Annotated in this window: 16 protein-coding genes; 8 read left to right on the forward strand and 8 right to left on the reverse strand. The window is 61.5% G+C overall.

The features are described 5' to 3' along the window. Nucleotides 1-9: 9 nt before the first annotated feature. The 6 genes from OES25_04265 to OES25_04290 all read right to left on the reverse strand — a co-directional run bounded on the left by OES25_04265 (nucleotide 10) and on the right by OES25_04290 (nucleotide 5,960). The gene (locus OES25_04265) at nucleotides 10-867 is read right to left on the reverse strand and encodes a DMT family transporter (protein ID MDH3626853.1); all 858 of its coding nucleotides are present in this window, start codon (nucleotides 865-867) and stop codon (nucleotides 10-12) included. A 4-nt stretch (nucleotides 868-871) separates the two neighbouring features. After that, nucleotides 872-2,410, reverse strand: a complete 1,539-nt coding sequence (locus OES25_04270; GenBank protein MDH3626854.1) for a carboxypeptidase M32 — start codon at nucleotides 2,408-2,410, stop codon at nucleotides 872-874. A 64-nt stretch (nucleotides 2,411-2,474) separates the two neighbouring features. Next, nucleotides 2,475-3,575: a hypothetical protein gene (locus OES25_04275; GenBank protein ID MDH3626855.1), complete on the reverse strand. Its 1,101-nt coding sequence runs from the start codon at nucleotides 3,573-3,575 to the stop codon at nucleotides 2,475-2,477. Beyond that, a complete protein-coding gene (locus OES25_04280) occupies nucleotides 3,575-4,054 on the reverse strand; it encodes a prepilin-type N-terminal cleavage/methylation domain-containing protein (protein MDH3626856.1) in 480 nt (159 codons plus the stop codon). The genes OES25_04275 and OES25_04280 overlap by 1 nt, the downstream gene beginning before the upstream one ends. Nucleotides 4,055-4,209: 155 nt before the next feature. Then, nucleotides 4,210-4,695, reverse strand: coding sequence for a cupin domain-containing protein (locus OES25_04285; protein MDH3626857.1), 486 nt, complete (start codon nucleotides 4,693-4,695; stop codon nucleotides 4,210-4,212). A 23-nt stretch (nucleotides 4,696-4,718) separates the two neighbouring features. Then, complete coding sequence (locus OES25_04290; GenBank protein ID MDH3626858.1) at nucleotides 4,719-5,960, reverse strand: DUF418 domain-containing protein; 1,242 nt, start codon at nucleotides 5,958-5,960, stop codon at nucleotides 4,719-4,721. Nucleotides 5,961-6,048: 88 nt separating this feature from the next. Between OES25_04290 and OES25_04295 the strand changes: the two genes are divergently transcribed. From OES25_04295 to OES25_04315, 5 genes are read left to right on the forward strand one after another with little or no spacing between them, the layout of a single operon-like run. Next, nucleotides 6,049-6,855 carry a GNAT family N-acetyltransferase gene (locus OES25_04295; GenBank protein MDH3626859.1) on the forward strand — a complete coding sequence of 269 codons (807 nt, stop codon included), beginning with the start codon at nucleotides 6,049-6,051 and terminating at the stop codon, nucleotides 6,853-6,855. Beyond that, complete coding sequence (locus tag OES25_04300; protein MDH3626860.1) at nucleotides 6,852-7,628, forward strand: 1-acyl-sn-glycerol-3-phosphate acyltransferase; 777 nt, start codon at nucleotides 6,852-6,854, stop codon at nucleotides 7,626-7,628. Before OES25_04295 ends, OES25_04300 begins: the two co-directional genes overlap by 4 nt. Before the next feature lie 18 nt (nucleotides 7,629-7,646). Beyond that, nucleotides 7,647-8,192 (forward strand): hypothetical protein, encoded by a 546-nt coding sequence (locus OES25_04305; protein MDH3626861.1) that lies wholly within the window; start codon nucleotides 7,647-7,649, stop codon nucleotides 8,190-8,192. 24 nt (nucleotides 8,193-8,216) lie between these two features. Continuing rightward, nucleotides 8,217-10,829, forward strand: a complete 2,613-nt coding sequence (locus OES25_04310; protein ID MDH3626862.1) for an alpha/beta fold hydrolase — start codon at nucleotides 8,217-8,219, stop codon at nucleotides 10,827-10,829. Nucleotides 10,830-10,889: 60 nt separating this feature from the next. After that, nucleotides 10,890-12,212, forward strand: a complete 1,323-nt coding sequence (locus OES25_04315; protein MDH3626863.1) for an FKBP-type peptidyl-prolyl cis-trans isomerase — start codon at nucleotides 10,890-10,892, stop codon at nucleotides 12,210-12,212. On the opposite strand, the gene OES25_04320 is transcribed toward OES25_04315, so the two are convergent. Further along, nucleotides 12,209-12,697: a histidine phosphatase family protein gene (locus tag OES25_04320; protein ID MDH3626864.1), complete on the reverse strand. Its 489-nt coding sequence runs from the start codon at nucleotides 12,695-12,697 to the stop codon at nucleotides 12,209-12,211. The genes OES25_04315 and OES25_04320 overlap by 4 nt on opposite strands. A 70-nt stretch (nucleotides 12,698-12,767) precedes the next feature. Here OES25_04320 and OES25_04325 point away from each other — a divergent pair, with 70 nt between their 5' ends. Together OES25_04325 and OES25_04330 are read left to right on the forward strand one after the other, a co-directional pair. Next, entirely contained in the window at nucleotides 12,768-13,505 is a 738-nt protein-coding gene (locus OES25_04325) for a metallophosphoesterase (protein MDH3626865.1), read from the forward strand. Nucleotides 13,506-13,589: 84 nt separating this feature from the next. Next, nucleotides 13,590-15,140, forward strand: coding sequence for a leucine-rich repeat domain-containing protein (locus tag OES25_04330; GenBank protein MDH3626866.1), 1,551 nt, complete (start codon nucleotides 13,590-13,592; stop codon nucleotides 15,138-15,140). Between the two features lie 8 nt (nucleotides 15,141-15,148). Here the strand turns inward: OES25_04330 and OES25_04335 are convergent, their stop codons facing one another. After that, nucleotides 15,149-17,425: a carbohydrate binding family 9 domain-containing protein gene (locus OES25_04335; protein ID MDH3626867.1), complete on the reverse strand. Its 2,277-nt coding sequence runs from the start codon at nucleotides 17,423-17,425 to the stop codon at nucleotides 15,149-15,151. Between the two features lie 171 nt (nucleotides 17,426-17,596). Between OES25_04335 and aceE the strand changes: the two genes are divergently transcribed. Further along, entirely contained in the window at nucleotides 17,597-20,272 is a 2,676-nt protein-coding gene (gene aceE / locus OES25_04340; GenBank protein ID MDH3626868.1) for a pyruvate dehydrogenase (acetyl-transferring), homodimeric type, read from the forward strand. Nucleotides 20,273-20,274 lie beyond the last annotated feature (2 nt).

Below are 20,274 nucleotides of genomic sequence, written 5' to 3' on the forward strand. Positions count from 1 at the left end.
TTTCCGCAGTTAGCGCTTCCGAACGGTGTGGAGGACCGTCGCGACCAGGATCAGGAGGCACCCCGCAAGCGCCAGATCTCCCGGACGTTCGCCGTGAATCCACCACGCCCAGAGTGCACTGGCCACCGGTTCGAGAATCAACAGCAGGGAGGCTTCGAGTGCGGGAACTCCGCGAAGTCCTCGAGTCATCCAGACGTAGGCCAGTCCGATCTGAAAGAACCCGAGGTAGAGGACGATCGTCAGATCCAGGCCCGACGGGGCCGGCCCACCGGCGGCGAACGGGAGACAGAACAGAAACGCCAGGCCATTGCCGACGATGACTGCGGCCCCGCTTCCCGATTCCGTCGAGCCGGAACCGGCGACACTGAGCCGGCGCAACCCGACGATTGCGAGTGCCCAGGTGATTCCCGCAATCGCCCCGAGGATATTTCCCAGCAAGGGTCGCGGAGCAGTCACCTGCGGCGCCTCGTTGCCCAGAAAGAATAGTCCAAGCCCGACGGCCAGCATGCCGGCGTGAATCAAGGAGCCGCGCCCGATTCGCTCGCGGAGAGCCAGCGGCCCAAGAAACAGAAGATAGATCGGTGCCGTCGATTGCAGGAAGATCGTGTTGGCGGCCGTCGTGAGTTTGTTCGCGCAGACGAACAAAATCATCGTGGCGGCGTAGGCGGTGCCGACGACGAATTGATCGAGACGCCAGCCGCGTCGCCAGCCGGGGACACAAACGTAGAGGGCTAGCGCCGCGAGGCCAGATCGGTAACAGGCGACCTGCCAACCGCTGAGCGTCGTCAGCTTGATAATGGCGCCGCCGGTAGAAAACAGCAGCGCGGCACCCAGGATGCGTACTCGATCGCCGGTCGGTCCGCTCATCGCATCACGACGAGAAGTCGTCTCCGAGGCCATAGATCTCGCCGTACTTGTGAGTCAGGTGACGCATCAGGGGACCATGCCCCAACGGTTTTCCGGTGAGATCGTGACAGAGCTGAGCGGACGGTGTGCGACGGCCCAACCCGTGAATATGTCTGCGCAACCAATCCAGGATGCCGTCAAACTCGCCCCGCTCCATCGAACCATCGACGTCGTCAAGTTGTTCACAGAGCGTCTCCCAGAACTGAGCGGCATACAGAGTTCCCAGCGTGTAAGTCGGGAAGTAGCCGATCGATCCCATCGACCAGTGAATATCCTGGAGGCATCCCTGAGTGTCGTTTTCCACCATCAGACCCAGGTCCGACTCCATGCGCGCGTTCCACGCATCCGGAAGATCGGCGACGGCGAGCTCCCCGCGGAACATCGCTCGCTCCAGGTCGAATCGAATCATGATGTGCAGGTTGTAAGTGGCCTCGTCGCTTTCGACACGGATCGGGTGCGGCCGAACGGTGTTGATCGTGCGATGGACATCGTCCGCCGTGAGACCGTCCAACGCCGAGCCCAGCGTCTCACGGGCGAACGGCAGGCACCATCGCCAGAAGGGGAGCGAGCGCCCGACGTGATTCTCCCAGAGCCGTGACTGGCTCTCGTGGATCCCGAGACCCAGTGACTCGCTGAGCGGTTGTCCCCAGTACTTGTCCTTGGGTAGGCCCTGCTCGTAGAGGCCGTGTCCGACCTCATGCATCGTCGAACCCAGGGCTTCGGCAAACTGCGTCTCGGAGTAGCGGGTCGTGATCCCGGTGTCGAACGGAGCGATCCCAGTAGAGAACGGATGGACGGATACCGCAAAGCGTCCGGCGTCAAACGAAAAACCGAGTCGTTCACTTACCCGAGCATTGAAGACCTGCTGCGCGTCGAGCGGAAACGGGATCTCGTTCGCCGTCTGGTCGGGTGCGTGCCCCGATTCCGAGATCGCGGAGATCAACGGTGCCAACTCGCGTCGGAGCGGCGCGAACATCGCCTCGACGTCGACGGCCGTCATCCCCGGTTCGTACTCGTCGAGAAGAGCGTCGTACGCCTCACCGCCCTTGGGCGTTCCCAGGAGCTCGGCTTTCTTACGAGTCAATTCGAGTTGCTTCTCAAGCAGTGGAGCGAACGTGTCGAAGTCCGCCTGCTCCCGGGCGACCTTCCAGACTTCCATGGCCCGCGAACTCGTCTCGCTGATCTCTGCCACCAGGGAGGGGGGTAGTTTCAATCCCTTCTCATAGTCCCGCCGGATCTCCCGAAGGTTGGCCTGGCGGCGCTGGTTCCTCTCATCGTCGCCAGTGTCGAAATCCTGGTCGCAGAGGTCCAGTAACTCTCCGATACGGGGCGAGGTTCCCGACTCGTGGGCCAGGCGTGCCACAAGAGACAACTGTTCCGCCCTCGGCCCGGCGGTCCGGGGTGGCATCCCTGTCTCCTGGTCCCAGCTCAGCAGGTTGTAGACAGAGGTCAGTTGCGCTTGCTCACGAAGCAGCAGCATGAGTTCGACGTACGGTCCTGGCATGGGATCGACTCCTGATGTTGAGTCGATAGGTTAGACGAGTCGCGGAACGGAAGAAAGGGCTGGGCTAGCTACGAACCTTCGACCCGGGCTTGATCGGCTTGGCTAACCAACACCCTGTCGACTCCAGCCAGCGGCCGACCGTCGTCCCGTCGTGGAGGAAGAACTGGGCCCCTTTGTAGCCTGCAACCGACGCTGTCGCGCCGATCTCCGTCATGAGTTCCTCGCGCTCCGCGCGTGCCATGCTCCACCATTCGTCGTCGGAGACGGCCAAGAACAGGCTTGGGGGACGAGCTTCTATTCGGACGATCGCAGAGTTTCGCGGAAGTTGATCCATCGTCAGGACCGGAATCCCGTCACTTGTCGCCTTCGGCAGGACGAAGACACCCCAGATCGCGACGAGTACGCCGAGGACCATCAGCATCTTGGGGAGATGCGAGCGCGTCTCCTCGTCGTCGTAGGTGATCGTCGGGAGACGTTCGATTGGTAGTGCCTTTCGAGCTTTCTCTTCCTGCTTCTGTTCCTGCTTCTCTTCTTGCTTCGCTTGTTGCGTCTCTTCCTGCTTCGCTTCCCGCCTCGCTTCCCACCTCGCTCCCCGCTTCGCGCCATGACCCAATGGATGGGATTCGCGAATCACGCTGCTGACGAGTTTCGTGTCGGGCTTCGGTACGGTCATGCTCTCTGACATCAATTCCGCAGCCGCGTAGGCCGACGGCCCGATGCAATGCTCGATCTGGTTCAGAGTCTGACCCATCCGATTGCGGAAGTTCGAGACCCGTTTTGCCAGATCGAAGTGTCCTGACAGGATCATCCCGTCGATGACGCGCTGGGTCTCTTTCATCAGAGTCATGCCGATAGCGGCATTGGTCATCAGTTGGGCGTTCAGCGCATCGACGTCCTTCGTAGCGAGACTCTCGCGGTCGTTCTCGAGTTGTTCCGCCTCGTCGTCGAACTTCATTCTCCAGGCAGTTCCCTCGACAACGAGTTGCGTCCAGCCGTCGCCCTCCTCCGACTCGACCACCTGACGGATGATCTCGGTCTCCCAGATATCGGCGAGATCCGACGCGGTGTCCGCCTCGGGAGATGTCGGCGCGGCACCAAACTGGTCGAACAGCTGCGCCAGGTAGGGCGCCAGAAGTGCGTTTCTCTCGTTGTCGATCGTGAACATCAGAGTTCCGTCAGGACGCCGTTCCGGAAGAGAAAGATCCCGTCATGCCAGGCCCCGCCGCCAAGAGGGGCGTCATCGGAGTCCGAGATCAGGAATCGAACGGAAGTATCGTAGTCAAGCGTCAGCTCTAGCCAGAACTCCTGGTTCGGACCGTAGTCATCGTCCGGGGAGTCGTAGCCGTCGGCTTCCTGATTGACGAGTCTGGAAAGGACGCGGCCATCGTAGTAGCCGCCGCTGACGAGTGGTTCGAACGAGTTGAGTTCAAACGCCGGCGCGGTGCTCGCGTAGGGGTAACCACTGTGGTCCACGTGGTACCTCTTGAAAGCCGTGTAGATGACATGCGCGTCCGTCGCACCCGCGCCGATGTGCGCGCTGGTCAGGGCGTTTCGCATCATGGGAATGGCGATCGCCGACAACACTGCGATGATCGCGACGACTACAAGTAGCTCCAGGAGACTGAAGCCATCCTGTCTTCTCATCGTTATTCTCCGTGCCCACAGGTCGCCGTCCGGCAGATTCCTGACGAAATTGAATCTCCGCTCAGAATCTACGGTCGGGAATCGGCCGAGGCAACCAGCCCGGAAAGACCGGAATATCGCAGCGTAGGGCTCGGTGATTACCAGGTTGTAACGGGCTATTCGCAGATGTGGCAGGCGCCCATGCCGTCCACTGCCTGGGGGCGATCGCGCTCCGCATTGACGATACAGAGGAAGCCGAAGGGTTCGTCGGCGTCCTCGGGGCAGCGAAACTGGTGTGGGTCCTCAGGTGCGACGTAGACGACGTCGCCGAAGCCGACGCGATACTGATAGCAGCCGAACTGAATCTCACCCACGCCGCGCTGCGGGATGACGACGTGTTCGTGTTGATGCTTCTCGAGCGTGCTAAAGCCACCGGGCGCGATCTCGAAGTAACGGACGTGAAACCTCGGCGACTCGCCACGTTTGCCGGCCAACTCCGTTCGCGTCACGCCACGCCAACTCTCGGTGGTGGACTTGTAGTCCTCGAGGTCGACGCCCTCCCAGCCGAACTGACCGTCAAAGCGAATGACCTTGCTGTGGTTACCCTCGAGCGCAGGTGCCTGAGGGGCACCGTCTCGCTTGTCTGCGGATCGTTCTGTCACGGTTGCCTCCGTTACGCGTCACGCTAGCACGGACGTCGCAGAGCCGGTCGAGTCCCATAAGTCAAGACACGCCACACCCATTCCACCGGCCCCATCGTGAATCGCGCCATCCAGAGTTGACTGAGATAGATCTGCACCGCGAAGAGACCCACTGCGACAGCAATCCCTGCTGCCGGTGAGATCTGCCCGTACAGTCCGAGGCCCCATGAATTGGCGATCGTCGTCATGACGACCGACTGCAGCAGGTAGTGCGTTGCCGCCATCCGACCCACCGGGCCCAGGAGCGGTCCGATCCATCCGAAGACCGTCGTCGTGTGCAGATGCCAGATCACGATCCCGTAGGTCGCGGCAAGCGCGGGTGCTCCAAGTTGCATGGCCACCACGGTGAGCACGGAGTAGCCATCTGCGCCCATCGGGTCGCCGTTCCGTTCGGCCCAACCCAGCGAGATGCTCAACCCCAGGCCGACGATCGCCGCCGCCGGAAGCCAGCGCATGAGTCGGCCGCGATACCGGGAAACGTCACGGAAGAAATTGGTAAGACCGAACTGAAATCCGATCAGCATCAGTCCGAGAATCGCCGGCAACAGCACGATCGAGAACTGGTAGATGGCCCCGAGTTCGGCGAGGCGCACCTCGAGGATCTCCGACCACGACCCGCCCGGGTAGGTCTGAAGGGCGTGATCACGAAGCCATCGGTTCGTCTCGACCTGTTCTGCCTGGATCGCCGCCAGGTCACCGGTCTCATCGATCGCCGACATCCAAGCGAACAAGACAACGATTAAGACCGTTAGCGCGATGGGTAACAGGACAAGGGTCAGTGCCAGGAGCCGCTGAAAGAGTTGCGGGAGCAGAGCCAGCACGGCCAGCGCAAAACCGCAAATCGCATACATCACGAGGATGTCCCCGAACCACAGCATCGTTGCGTGGATCAGACCGATCAACAGGAGTCCCGACATGCGTCTCCAGAAGAACGGAAGGAACGCCCGCTCTTGCCGCCGGCAGCGACGGTATTGCAGCGCAGCGCCCACCCCGAACAGAAACGCGAACGTCGTGTAGAACTTCCCCTCGAAGAGGATAGTTACGAAGCTCCGCACCCAATGATCCGCGGGTCGTGCCCACGTGGGGTCCGGGAGGACCAGGTCGTGGAGGGGGCCGAAGAAGAGCATCGAATTGACGACGAGGATCCCGAACAGCGCGAACCCACGGAGCAGGTCGAGGATCTCCCACCGCTCACCGGGTCGGACGGGTGCCATGGATGCCTGCATGAACCCATCATAAGCCTCCGGGCGGCTGTTCTAGGGTATTCTAGGCGGGTCGGGAGGGTCTCAAGACCGCTCAAGGAGTAACGATCAGGTGTCAGACGTCGCGACCTATCCGGTGTTCCCGCACGCACTACCAGGCACGGTCTCCGAGACCAAGCACTTCGAGGTGCGGTTCGCCAACACCGAAGAAGAGCTTCACCTCGTCCAGCAACTTCGCTTCGAGATTTTCAATGTGGAGCTCGGCGAGGGACTCGACTCCTCGTTTGAAACGGGACGCGATGCCGACCGATTTGACGTGGTCAATCATCATCTGATCGTGGTCGATAAGCGGGACGATCGGATCATCGGCACCTATCGAATGCAGACCGATGAGATGGCGCGCGAATACGAAGGTTACTACTCTTCCGGAGAGTTCGACCTCGGTGGCCTTCCCGACGAGGTTCGGACCCGATCGATAGAGATCGGTCGAGCCGCGGTCCATATCGACTATCGAAATCGCCAGGTCCTGTTTCTGCTCTGGAAAGGACTGGCAGCGTACATGCTGCACAACGACAAGAGTTCGCTGTTTGGCTGTTGTTCCCTGACAAGCCAGGAGCCGTCTGAGGGTTATCGGGTCATGCAGTACCTGGAACAGAACGGTTTCGTTCACGACGCCTATCGTGTAGATCCACAATCCGGCTGGGAGTGCTACGGCTCGGACTTCACGGTTAGCGAGACGTGGTCGGACCGTGCCGTCGATCTTCCCAAGCTATTCAGACTCTACCTCCGTTACGGGGCCAAGGTCTGCGGACCGCCGGCTCTGGACCGGGAGTTCAAGACCATCGACTATCTCGTTCTGTTGTCCACCGACGATATCGACGACGACACCAGAAGGATGTATTTCCAACACGATTCGTGACGTTCCTTCGTGCATCCATTCGTGGGGTTCTTCTGGCAGTCAGTATCGGACTGCTGCTCGTGCCGTTGTTCGGGATTCGGATCGTGGCCTGGATGGTCCCCGGGGCCGGGCGGTCCGCCCGCATCCGTGACCGAGCTTCGACCTTCGCCTTCCGCCAGTGGGCTCGTGTCGCCTGCTGGGTGATCGGCGTGCGGCCGAAGCTCCGCGGTACTCCACCTGCACCTCCGTTTTTCCTTGTTTCCAACCACCTCGGCTACCTCGATATCGTCGTCATGGCCTCCCTGGCTCCATGCGTGTTCGTCTCCAAGGCCGACGTGCGAAACTGGCCGATCATCGGAAGATTGTGCGCCGCCGTGGGGACCATCTTCCTGGACAGGGAGCAAAAACGGGATCTTCCGCGAACCATGGGTAGAATTGAGGCGGTTTTGGGAAGCGGTCGGGGTGTGGTGTTGTTTCCGGAAGGGACAAGCACGAAGGGGGACGAGGTGGTACGCTTCCGCCCGTCATTATTGGAGTTACCGGCCCGGAGTGGTCGCGGAGTACACTACGCTGCCCTTCGCTATCAGACCCGTTTTGGTTCGCCGCCGGCGTCCACGACAGTTTGCTGGTGGGGAGATGCACCCTTCTTCCCTCACTTGTGGGGGATGCTGGCCGTGCGGTCGATCGATGCCGAGGTGGTCTTCGCTGCGGAACCGATTGAGCATACGGACCGTAAAGCCTTGGCGAGAGCTCTCCGCAACGCGGTGGCGGAGTCATTCGAACCCGTGGTCTGAGGGAAAGGAAAGAGGACGATGAGGTTGATCGATCATCCCGCTGAAGAAAACATCCGCTGCCTGAGGCAGGGGGCGACCTTTATCGAGCAGCTCGACGACCCAATGTTCACCGAGCAACCCGACACGTTCTTCCGAGGTGGTGTCGGGGGGCAGTTTCGGCACTGTATCGATTTCTACGCGTGTCTTGTGCGAGACATGGACGGCGGCCGGATCAACTACGCCAAACGCGAGCGAGACCCCCGAGTCGAGACCGACCGGGCGGTTGCCGCCGATTGCATGCGTCAACTCGCCGATAAATTGGAGACAATCCATCAGGACATGGCTCGCAAGAGCCTTGAAGTACTATCGGACTCCCATTCCGCAGACGCGCTGGACGCAGACTGGAGCGGTTCGACGCTTCAGCGCGAACTCCAGTTCCTTGCAAGTCACACGATCCATCACTTCGCGCTGATCGTGTCGATCCTGGTTCGACTTGGCTGGAAGCCCACAGCGGAGTTCTCAGAGTTCGGTATCGCGCCGTCGACGCTGAGCCACTGGCAGTCCACGGACAGAGCTGCCGGTTAGCCCGCACCGCGCCAGCAGTTGTCTATGGCAGACAGGAAACGGGATTGGGGCGTTTGGCTCCTGGCGCTCTACCTCGTAACGCTCGGAATCTCTCACGGCGTTCGTCGGATACACCGTGCTCCGTTCGAGCCTCGCGCGGAATCCCGACAGATCGACGTTCAGACGGTCGCCGGCGATGAGCGATCGGCCGGGGAGACCCGGTTGGTCTACACCGATCGAGGGCCGAGGGATGACCCCTCGGCACCGGTCATCGTCATGCTCCACGGTAGCCCGGGTTCAAAGGAGGTCTTCGACGGCGTCACACCGTTGCTGACCGAGACGCATCGTATCCTGGCCGTCGATCTTCCGGGGTTCGGAGAGTCCGCCGCATGGGTGCCCGACTATTCCATCGCCGCCCACGCCGAATACGTCGGGCAACTCCTCGACCGGTTGGATATCCCCCGAGCCCATCTGGTCGGGTTCAGCATGGGGGGTGGAGTCGCTCTCGAATTCTACGACGAACGTCCCAGGCAAGTAGAGTCTCTTGTCCTGATCTCCGCGATCGGTGTGCAGGAGCTGGAGTTGTTTGGGCGCTACGACCTTAATCACGCGGTTCACGGTGCCCAGCTGTCGGCGATCTGGATGGCCCAGGAAGGCCTGCCCCACATGGGTCTCCTCGACGGCGTCTTTCTTGGCAGACCCTACGCTCGAAATTTCTACGATACCGATCAGCGTCCGCTTCGCGAAATCCTCGAACGCTTCGAGCCCCCGCTTCTGGTGCTGCACGGCCGGAACGACTTCCTGGTCCTGCCGGAAGCTGCGGAAGAGCACCACCGGATCGTTCCGCAGAGCGAGTTGGTGATGACCGACTCGGATCACTTCATGGTTTTCAGAGAGCCTGCGGAGACTGCCGGGGAGCTCCGGCGGTGGTTCGATCGAGTCGCCATCGGAGAAGCACCCCACCGTGCCGACGCTACGGCTTCCCGTCTCGCCGCCGCAGCCAGACCGTGGGATCCCGCATCGGCTCCACCCTTCATCGGTGCCGCTCTGCTGATCGCGCTCTCGTTGATCGTGCTTGCGACGTTTGTTCAGGAAGATCTTGCATGTATCGCGACGGGACTGATGATCGCGCAGGGTCGGGTCGGTTGGCTGGCCGGTGGCCTCGCGTGTTTCCTGGGCATCTTTCTGGGCGATCTACTGCTCTTCTTCGCGGGGCGCTGGTTGGGTCGCGCGGCTGTTCGGCGGGCACCCCTGCGGTGGTTCATTCGCGACGAGCAGATCGACATCTCGTCCAGGTGGTTCGAGTTGAAGGGCCCGATGGTGATCTTCGTGAGCCGGTTCATCCCAGGGACTCGGCTTCCGACCTATTTCACCGCCGGCGTCCTGAAGACACGCTTCCTCTGGTTCGCGACCTACTTCTTCATGGCGGTCGCCATCTGGACACCCCTGCTGGTCTTCTGCGCCGTGCTGCTCGGTGAGCGGGCGATGTTCTGGTTCGAAGGGCTTCGGCGCTGGCTCCTCCCGGGTACCGCTTTGCTGGGGCTCTGGATGTTCATCGTCGTTCGGGTCGTTGTCCCACTCTTCAGCTGGCGGGGACGCCGGATGTGGCGGGGGAGATGGTTGCGTTGGACGCATTGGGAGTTCTGGCCACCGTGGCTGTTCTACCCGCCCGTGATCCTGTATCTCGTTTACCTCGGCGTGCGTTACCGCGGTCCGTTGCTCTTCACATCGACCAACCCGGCGATGCCGGCATCGGGGTTCGTGGCCGAGTCAAAATGGCAAATCCTGCAAGGGCTTTCCGACGCCGGCGCGTCCATCGCGAAGACCGGCTGGATTCCCGCCGGTGGCGAGGCCCACGAGCGATCGGCCATCGTCGCCACGTTCATGCAAGCGAACTCGCTGGACTATCCCGTCATCCTCAAACCGGACGCGGGGCAACGGGGATCGGGTGTCGCCGTGATCCGATCGGACGACGAAGTCCAGTCGTACTTCGAGACGATGACCTCCGCGGCGCTGGTGCAGGAGTTCATCGAAGGCCACGAATTCGGTGTCTTCTACTATCGCCGCCCGGGAGACGAGACCGGACAGATCTTCTCGATCACCGACAAGACGATCCCGGAAGTCATCGGCGATGGTGTCCATACCGTCGAGCAGTTGATCCTCCGGGATTCGCGGGCCGTTGCCCTCGCCGATCGTTATCTTGCCGCGCAGGCGAAACGCCTGTCGCAGGTTCTCCACGATGGCGAACGGTTGCCGTTGGTCCAACTGGGGACCCATTGCCGCGGCGCAATCTTCCGTGACGGCCGCTCGTTGGGAGGGGAAGAACTCACGAGAGAGATCGATCGCATCAGCAAGACCTACGACGGGTTCTACTTCGGACGCTACGATGTGATCGTCCCCGACGCCGCCGCGCTCTCCTCCGGTACCGGCATCCGCGTGATCGAGCTGAACGGTGTGACGTCCGAGGCAACCCACATCTACGACCCTCGTATATCGGTCTTCGAGGCGTGGCGGACGCTGTTCGAGCAGTGGCGCCTCGCGTTTGAGATCGGGGCCGCGAATCGGGAAGCGGGGGTCAAGCCTGCATCGATCGGTCAGCTGATCCGCCTGGCGCTCGACTACCGCGCTCACTCCCGGAGCCATTCGGGGGTCAACTGACCGACGCTGACTTGATGAGTTCGGGTTGCACAATCGATTGAGCGAGGGCAAAGTATCCAGATGAGACGGCACGGTGTGACCAGTTCGTTATTCCTACTCTTCCTCTCGGCAGCGATCACGGTCGGCGTGCAGGGGGCGGAACCGCCACGGCGTGGCAAACTTACGCTGAAGGATCCCGGCAGCCTCCGAAATTCCGGGCCGGGTTCCAAACAGATCCCGCCGCCGGACAATCTGCTCGATCCGCCTGCCGATGCGAAGCAATCGTCGGAGCGCGTGAGGTACGTCCACGCCGTGCATGGAGACGGAGACCGATCCATCGGCCCCAACGATCGTATCTGGCTGAAGTACAGCGCCTGGACACCTGACGGAACGACGTTGGGGACGACCGACGGGCGCGCCCATGGGCGTCGTCTCGACGTTCACAGTCTCATGAGCGGACTCTCGGCTCTCGTCCAGCGTTGTCGCGTCGGCGACAAGGTTCAGGCCTGGCTGCCGGCATCGGCGACGGCGATGCGCAACACCATGGCACTCGACGTGCCGGTGATGATTGAGTTCGAGATCGAGCACGCCCGTTTCGCCCCTCCGTCCCCGGAACCGCTTCGTATGCCGCGCCGCAAGAGCAAGCACGGCGTTCAGCAGTCCGAGACCGGGCTGTCATGGCTGGTTGTCGAGCGCCCCGACGACGGCGTGTCGCCTCAGGGCGACGACATGGTCCTGGCCGATTTCGCCGTTTGGAATCGAGATGGGGTTTTACTCGATAGCACCGTGCTGGACGGTAAGGCGGCTAATTTCGAGATCGACGCCACAGTTCCCGTGTTCGCAGAGAGCTTCGCCACCATGGTTCCCGGCGAGCGGCGAACTCTCTGGGCACCCAAGGAACTGGCGGGTGAGTTTCAGAGTATCGGAATCCACAGTCAGGGGGACCTGATCATCGATGTCATCATGATTCAGGTCATGTCCCGTCCGGATGTTCCCGTCGACGTTTTCATGGCTCCGACTCAGTCCGCGGAGTCACCGCTCGGTGTTCCGTATCGGATCCTGGCCGACGGACACGGGACCCGTCATCCACGAAAGGGTGATCGAGTTGAGATCATCTATGCGGGATGGACAAGTGACGGGACCATGTTCGACTCGTCGTACAGCCACGGCCGGGCCGGTGTCTTCAAATTGGGGCAGCAGACGCCCATTGGCTGGAACGACGTCGTCTTTCGGATGGTTGAGGGTGAGAAGCGACGGATGTGGATCCCCGAGGCACTGGCGTACGCGGGAGCTGAGGGTCGGCCCGAGGGAAACCTGGTCTTCGACGTAGAGTTGATACGGATCCTCGAAGACGACGATCCCGGTGTCGAGGTCGAAGATGGCCCCGAGTCTCGTCGACGCTAGCTGCGTTCGGGGCGAAGGACCTTTGCTTCGACCGTCACGTCGGGGTGGAACACTGACGTCCAGTCCGATATTTCGAGGCCCGCGATGACCGTGGTTGCGGTCTCGTAGGCAACACGACGACCACCGATCATCGAGGCCAGCATCCCCATCGATGGGTGATGTCCGACACAGATGACCGTGGCGACGTCGGTCGGCAGGGTCTGTAGGCGATCCGTCCAGGTTGACGGGCCACCGACGTAGAAACAGCGATCACATTCGACGACGGCAGGACGCCCGGCGACCGAGAATACGTCGTCGGCGGTTTCCGAGGTCCGAGTGGCGCCAGAGACCAGCCCAAGATCGAACGAGACGCCGAGGTGGGCCAACTGCCGTCCGATATCTCTGGCCTGACGATGTCCCCGTGAACTCAGTGGGCGCCACTCGTCGTCGCCACCCGGGCCGTTCGCCTCGGCATCCCCATGTCGCATCAAGATTACGGTTTTCATCACGTCTCCGTTTCGATCCATTGTAAGTTGGAAGCGATCCAGATTCACTGACCGTTCCGTGGAGAGTCCGATGCGTTGGGTGGTGGGAGACATTCAGGGTTGTGCTCGCGAACTCGAGCAGCTCCTGAAGGAGATTCGATTCGACCCGGCCAGAGACGAGCTGTGGGCGGCAGGAGATATTGTCAACCGTGGACCCGATTCGCTCCAGGCGTTGCGCCTGTGGAATGACCTGGGTGGACGCGGAGTGCTTGGCAATCACGATGTGTATGCGTTGCGCGCCCACGCCGGTTCGATTCCGAGAAAACCTGACACCCTCGAGGACGTGTTCGGTTCGCCCGATTGCGACGCTCTTCTGGCGGGCTTGAGACGTTTGCCGTTGCTCGTCCACCTTCCCGCCGAGAATCTCCATAATTCCGTCTGGCTCGTCCACGGGGGGATCGCGCCGATGTGGTTCGATCTAGAGGCTGTGGCTCGGCGTATCAACGGAGAAGAGTCGCCGGATCAGGCACATGACGACGCGTGGTTGTCGTCCAACGACACGGCGCTCGCGACGCGTCTCCGATGCTGCGACGCGGCAGGAAACCAGGTCCGCTTCACCGGATTCCCCGAAGACTGCCCCGAGGGCTTCCGCCCCTGGGATCAGTTCTATCGCGGCTCCACACTCGTCGTTCACGGGCACTGGGCTCGCCGAGGTTTTTACCGCACGGCTCGCACCCTCGGACTCGACGACGGCTGCGTCTACGGCGGAACGCTGACGGCCTGGTGTCAGGACGAGGATCGCATCGTTCAGGTGGCCGCCGCCACGTAAAGTCGGGAACGACCGCAAACTGGCCTCGCCCTCAAGCGCAACCTATGTTTGGCCCGGTCCGACTAGTGACCCGGAGGCCTGACCATGAAAGCGTTTGTCGTGTTCTGCGCTGCGACCCTCGTCGCCGCAGGAACCCCTGCCACAGCGACCCGATTCGAACGTGAGACGTTCAAAGTTCGAACCGTACAGATGCCCTTGCTCGATGTGGATCGCATCGACTACGGGACGCTAACCGTCGAGGTTGCTCACGACGTGCCGGAGATAGGTGAACCTCAGCTCCGCACGACCAAGACCTGGTGTAGGCCCAATGGCAGCAAGAGTCTCAAGGACGCCGTCGAGGTTCCGACGCACTACTACGAGATCCCGCACCACACTGACGGCGCCGTCATCGTGGTTCGATCCGGAGACGGGTCGGTCGTTCATTCCGAACGACTGGACCCTCACGATGGGCACGTGCGTTTCGGCTACGACCAATGCCGTTACTGGCTTCAGTCACAGCTTGATGAAGACTGGGCCGTCGGCATGAAACGCATTCCCGGCGAGATCGATAACGACGTTCGAGACCTGTACAGAACGATCTCTGAACGGACGGTCGACGAGGCTCTGTTCGCGGTCGTTCGCGAAGACAAAATTCCCCTTTTCTCCTTCCGCGACAAACGTCACGACTATCAGCAGGAGAATACGGCCGCCGGGGGAGCGGCAACGATCTATCGAGGGCTGAACGATGGTGCGTTGGTCCTGGGACCAACAGGTCGTGAGCGCCTCGAAGCATCGATTGCACGATGGACAGAGGCACTCGATCAGGCTGACATGCAAGACAAACAGGCGCGCATCAGTCGCAAGGTCGCCGCCCGGCTTCACGCGAACATCGGCGTTGCGCAGATGATGATGGGGGAGACCATCGAGGCCAAGCGGAGTTTCGAAACCTCGTCACGGATGTGGGGCGCGACTGTCAGCCGCTCGAATGGAACGGGGAACGCCGATCTACTGGCGCGCATCGCCGAGCGCAGGCAGCGCGAAGCGCGGCAGTCCTCCGAAGTCTTTGATGCCGAGCAGACCGAGCACCGACTGGACCTGGCGGATCGATACCGGGGCAAAATTCCGCTCACCGTCTTCGGTGGAGAGCGGTACGAAACGCTCTCTGCTGTTCATCTCGAGCAGGCGACAGTACGTCTGGTTCAGGATATCGCGACCGAGAAGGCAACCGATGAGGGTGTCGTGAACCGGTACGAGAACCAGGTCATGCATACCTCGACACAGGGATTCGTTCTGTTCCTGATGCCCTACGGCAACAAGCTCGACACGTTTCCGGATGAGATCCTCGAGCTGACTCATCTCAACCGATTGAGAGCCCCCGGACACGGTATCGAAAAGCTCCCCGACGATATTGGCCAACTATCGGCCCTTGAGGTCCTGGATCTGAGCGGCAATCGAATCATCGGCGTGCCGGGGAACATCGGGCAGATGACGCAGCTGCGGAAACTGGATCTGGCAAACAACCGGATCGAGCGTCTGCCGGACGAGATCTCCAGGCTGCAGTCGTTGAAGAGCCTGTCGCTGAAGGGGAATCCGATCTCCGATCAGGAGCTGTCTCGGATCAGGCGTCTCTTGCCGAACTGCAAGATCAAGATGTAGGTGGTCCCCTACGGGCGGAACAGGTACGACACCTTGAAGAACACGGCGCGTGAGTCATTCACGTAGTCTCGCTCTGTCCGAACGAGCGGATTGCCATTGACGTCTTCGATGATCGCGGGGTCGAGGTAGTTCGAGTTGTACCCGACATAAAACGCGGTCCACGGATTGATCAGGTAGGTCATCAGCAGATCGCCGTTGAAACGTCGTCTCGTCTCGAGCGAGGTCAGGGTGGCGTCGGCCTTCGTCTCGTCGAGCTGCAGGATGAGTCGCAGCGATAGCTCTCGGGTGAACTGGACGTTCAGACGACTCCGATAAATGTTGTTGCGGAAGATGCTCCGGTTCGTGAGGCGTTCGTCCAACTGGTTGAAGAGCCAGACGTTGGCGAGGGAGAGGCGGCGTCCTGGTCGCAGCGTAAATTCCACTCTTCCGCGAAGTTCGTGGGCTGCAAACGGCGCCGAGCCCACCGGTGGGACGAAGTTGATCCGTTCTCCGTCGGATACGTTCAGTTTGATGTACAGGAGCCGGCTGAATCGACTCTCGAACTCCGTCGTGATCTGCGAGACGCGAAAGTCCTGCGACGCGGTCAGATTGGGGTAGTCGACCGGCCGCAACGTGTCATAGCCATTGAACCAACTCAGTTCCAGCTGGGTCTGACGCCGAAACTCGAACTTTAGTTGCGGAACGAATCGCCACTCGATTCGCTCGCCCTGGGCATCCTCGATCTGAAGGATGATTCCACCGGGACCCCACGCAATCAATCGCGGTCCCTCCGGCCGGAACCGGTAGTCGACGCTCGTGTGGAGGTTCCGCACATCCACCCGGGGCGTGAAACCGAGTTCCGTGATGAAATCCGGCCCGACCTCCCGATAGTGAATATGCTGTTTCCACTTTCGTCCCTGCCGGTCGAACGCGAAGCTGTAGGCCTGGTCCTGCCGCAGGTTGCCGTCGAGATCCTCGTCGCGTGAGTAGACCGCCTGTAGGCTTGCCACCCAGTTCTCGTCCAGCTTGATTCGCCCGTCCAGGCTGAACACACGGTTGTGTGCGTCGGCCAGGCGCCGGTCGGTGTATAGAACGCCGATCGAGGACTGTTGCGACAGATCGCGACTCAAGCGCAGGGTCGTCGCCAGCGCATCCTCTCCAACCAGCGGATCGCCGGCGACGGCCCGTTTCCCGGGTGCTTGGTCGTTGGCCACGATCACACCCATCGAGTACTTCCCGATCTTGCCGGTCAACCGAGCTCCGAGGCTGGGGTCCTCGATCTGGCGAGTGAACAACAGGTTGAGTGGAGTCGTGAAAAAGGTGGCGTTCTCGATGAAGAACGGCCGTCGCTCGGGAAACTGAACCTCGAACCGTTGATTCGAGGTGATCTGGGGTTGATCGGATTCGATCTGGGCGAAGTCCGGGTTCATCGTCAGGTCGAGGGCCAGGCTTTCCCGTAGGACGAACTTGGCGTCCAGCCCGATGTCTCCGTCGAACGAGTCGCGGACCGGGCTGGCGAGTGTGTCCTCGTCCAGCAGACGGAAGCTTCGCGCGGTGGCATACGGGATCAGCCACATGTTGCGTCCCGGTGAGATCCCCTCGAGTCCGGAAAGCAACGCCTCCTGGTTCAGGCGGCCATCGATCCGGCTGGTCACCCGGGGCCAGAACGATACCTCGTTGTTGCGCGGGATATCGCGAACCAACACGATGCCCCACGTCTGCGCGTCGTCCGGGGAAAAGCGCAGGCTCTTGAACGGAATCGCCATGCGAACGAGATAGCCGCGATCGGTCAGACGTCCCTCCGATTCCCAGATCGTGTCCCACGCGACGTCAAACATCTGACCTTCGGTCCAGATCGCGTCCCACTGGACGCCGAACGGGTTGCACAGAAACGAGTACGCCCGACGCTGGTCCGCGTAGGTGTCCAGTTGGATCTCGACGGTTTCGTCGCCACGGATATCTTCCCGTTTGGAGTAATGGGAGCGGAGCGTGTCCGGTTGGTCGTCAAAGGCGACGAAGACGACGTGCAGCCAGTCGTCGTCGTACCCCAGGTAGACGTCGGTCTTCTGGGATGCAGGCTGCCCATCCTCCGGTTCTCGTTGGACGAATCCTGATATTCGCGTCAGCTCATCGGCAAGATCGGCCGGTGGGCGCATGTCGACGAACTCTTCGAGTTGAGGCGCGCGGCTCACCCGTTGGATGTCGACACGAGACGGCGCCTCGTCCCCGGGAGCGGCATGGAGGAGGCCGGCGAAAAGGACGTGAAGGAAGAGTCCTGAAAACAGTCGGTAGCGTGACCTCCGCAATCTCCGTCCCCCCAACCCGATCAGATCGCAACATGATGGGAGGCGCCGGCGTCCCATGCATCGCTAACCGCTCTGATTTACAACATTTTACAGGGGCTGTGGGGTCGTGGCCGGGATGTGTAGAATGGCTCGCGCCCGGGTTGGCCGCAGATACGAGAAACGGGAGAGTTCATGTCCGACCTGCTCAAGGACCCGCTACAAGAGGAGATCGTCGCCGCGGAAGAGCGCGAGTGGCTCGAGTCCCTCGACTACGTGATCAAGCACGGCGGGTCGTCACGCGTCCGCGACCTCCTGCTGGCCCTCCAGCGCCGCGCCGCCGAGTTCGGCATCACTCTTCCGTACTCGGCCAATACCCCGTACACCAACACGATCGTCCGAGCGGACCAACCGCGGTTTCCCGGCAATCGCGAGATCGAGCGACGGATCAAGAGCATCCTTCGCTGGAACGCCATGGCCATGGTCGTGCAGGCCAACCGTTCGGATTCCGGCATCGGCGGTCATATCTCGACCTACGCTTCGGCGGCGACCCTGTACGAGGTCGCCTTCAATCACTTCTTTCGTGGCAAGGATCATCCGTCGGGCGGGGACCAGATCTACTTCCAGGGGCATGCATCTCCCGGGATCTACGCCCGGGCGTTTCTGGAGGGGCGGCTCACGGAAGAGCAGCTGAAAGCCTTCCGTCGCGAATTGAAGCCGGGAGGTGGGTTGCCGTCCTATCCCCACCCGCGAGCGATGCCTGGCTTCTGGGAATTCCCGACGGTCTCGATGGGACTCGGCCCGATCATGGCGATCTATCAAGCACGATTCAATCGCTACCTGGAAGATCGAGGACTTGTCAAGAACACCGGTCGAGTCTGGGCCTTTCTGGGTGACGGAGAGACCGACGAGCCCGAGGCGTTGGGCGCCATCTCCCTCGCGGCTCGGGAGAAGCTCGACAACCTGAATTTCGTCATCAACTGCAACCTTCAGCGCCTGGACGGCCCGGTTCGCGGAAACGGCAAGATCATTCAAGAGCTGGAGGCGATCTTCCGTGGCGCGGGATGGAACGTCATCAAGGTCGTCTGGGGAGACAGCTGGGATCCGTTACTGGCCAACGATCCCGAGGGACGACTGGTCAAGCGTATGGAAGAGGCCGTCGATGGGGACTACCAGAAGTACAGCGTCGAGGGCGGCGGGTACATTCGCGAGCATTTCTTCGGGACCCACCCCGACCTGAAGGAGTTGGTGAGCAAGCTCACCGACACCGAGATCTCCAAGCTGCGCCGCGGGGGGCACGATCCGGAGAAGGTCTACGCCGCCTACAAGGCCGCCGTCGAGCACGAGGGCGCTCCGACGGTGATTCTCGCGAAGACGGTCAAGGGGTACGGACTGGGTGAAGCCGGAGAGGGAAAGAACATCACCCATCAGCAGAAGAAATTGAACGAATCGGAGCTGCGCGAGTTCCGTGCCCGATTCGGGATCCCGATTTCCGACGATGAGGTGGGCGAGGCACCGTTCTACCGTCCGCCCGACGACAGTCCCGAGATGCGTTATCTGCGCGAGCGTCGAATGGAGTTGGGTGGCTCCGTGCCAAGCAGGGTCGAAGGCACGCCGGGGATCACCGCGCCGGATCACAGCCTGTTCGAGGAGTTCGACGCGGGCTCCGGGGGGCGAGAGGCGTCCACCACCGCCGTCGCCGTGCGGCTCCTGTCCAAGTTACTGAAGGACGAACAGCTGGGTCCCCACGTCGTGCCGATCGTTCCGGACGAGGCGCGGACGTTCGGCATGGAGTCCCTCTTCCGGCAGGTCGGTATCTATTCCCACGTGGGCCAGCGTTACGAGCCCGTCGACAAGGAGACGCTGCTTTACTACAAGGAGGCGACCGACGGACAGATCCTCGAAGAGGGGATTACCGAGGCCGGATCACTGTGTTCGTTCATCGCCGCCGGTACGTCGCACTCGAGTCACGGCGTCAACATGATTCCGTTTTTCATCTTCTACTCGATGTTCGGCTTCCAGCGGATCGGCGACCTGATCTGGGCGGCCGGCGACATGCGCTGTCGCGGTTTCCTCGTCGGTGGCACTGCCGGTCGAACGACGCTGGCCGGCGAGGGGCTGCAGCATCAGGACGGCCACTCCCAACTACTGGCCTACAGTCATCCCCACGTCGTTGCCTACGATCCCGCCTTCGCGTACGAACTTGCGGCGATGCTCGAGGACGGCATCCAGCGGATGTACGTCGATCGCGAGTCGGTCTGTTACTACCTGACCGTTGGAAATGAGCCCTACGCCCAGCCGGCGATGCCCGAGGGTGTTCGCGATGGGATCTTGCGAGGGCTGTATCGCTTCAACAGTCATGACGGTGCCGATGCCGGGAAGCTGAAACTGCTCGGCAGTGGCGCGATCATGAACGAAGTCCTCGCCGCCCAGGCGCTGCTTCAAGAGCACTGGGGTATCGCCAGTGAAGCGTGGTCGGCTACCAGCTACCAGCAGCTGTATCGCGACGGCCTCGATGCGGATCGCAAGAATCGGCTCTCCGGGAAGAACACGGAAGTCCCATTCGTACGTCAGGCACTCGGTGAGGATCCGGAAACGCTGGTGGTCGCCGCATCGGACTACAGCCAGGCCTTGCCTCACTCGATCTCGCACTGGGCCCCGGGGCGCATGGTGGTCCTGGGTACCGACGGATTTGGCCGGAGCGAGAACCGCGAGTCATTGCGGGAGTACTTCGAGGTCAACGCCCGTCATATCGCGTGGGCCGCTTTGGCGGGTCTCGCTCGCGAAAATCGATTTCCGACCAAGAAGCTGCCGGCCGCCGCGAAGACTCTAAACATCGATTCCAGTAAGGCGAACGCCGCGGACTTTTGATC

The sequence above is a fragment of the Acidobacteriota bacterium genome, assembly GCA_029861955.1.
In the GTDB taxonomy this organism is placed as follows: domain Bacteria; phylum Acidobacteriota; class Polarisedimenticolia; order Polarisedimenticolales; family Polarisedimenticolaceae; genus JAOTYK01.

Bases quoted from the DNA above. Each gene is read 5' to 3' on its own strand.
- OES25_04270 (MDH3626854.1), bottom strand. From the start codon at position 2,410: ATGCCAGGACCGTACGTCGAACTCATGCTGCTGCTTCGTGAGCAAGCG.
- OES25_04280 (MDH3626856.1), bottom strand. From the start codon at position 4,054: ATGAGAAGACAGGATGGCTTCAGTCTCCTGGAGCTACTTGTAGTCGTC.
- OES25_04310 (MDH3626862.1), top strand. From the start codon at position 8,217: ATGGCAGACAGGAAACGGGATTGGGGCGTTTGGCTCCTGGCGCTCTAC.
- OES25_04320 (MDH3626864.1), bottom strand. From the start codon at position 12,697: ATGAAAACCGTAATCTTGATGCGACATGGGGATGCCGAGGCGAACGGC.
- OES25_04275 (MDH3626855.1), bottom strand. From the start codon at position 3,575: ATGTTCACGATCGACAACGAGAGAAACGCACTTCTGGCGCCCTACCTG.
- aceE (MDH3626868.1), top strand. From the start codon at position 17,597: ATGTCCGACCTGCTCAAGGACCCGCTACAAGAGGAGATCGTCGCCGCG.
- OES25_04265 (MDH3626853.1), bottom strand. From the start codon at position 867: ATGAGCGGACCGACCGGCGATCGAGTACGCATCCTGGGTGCCGCGCTG.
- OES25_04315 (MDH3626863.1), top strand. From the start codon at position 10,890: ATGAGACGGCACGGTGTGACCAGTTCGTTATTCCTACTCTTCCTCTCG.
- OES25_04290 (MDH3626858.1), bottom strand. From the start codon at position 5,960: ATGCAGGCATCCATGGCACCCGTCCGACCCGGTGAGCGGTGGGAGATC.
- OES25_04330 (MDH3626866.1), top strand. From the start codon at position 13,590: ATGAAAGCGTTTGTCGTGTTCTGCGCTGCGACCCTCGTCGCCGCAGGA.
- OES25_04305 (MDH3626861.1), top strand. From the start codon at position 7,647: ATGAGGTTGATCGATCATCCCGCTGAAGAAAACATCCGCTGCCTGAGG.
- OES25_04325 (MDH3626865.1), top strand. From the start codon at position 12,768: ATGCGTTGGGTGGTGGGAGACATTCAGGGTTGTGCTCGCGAACTCGAG.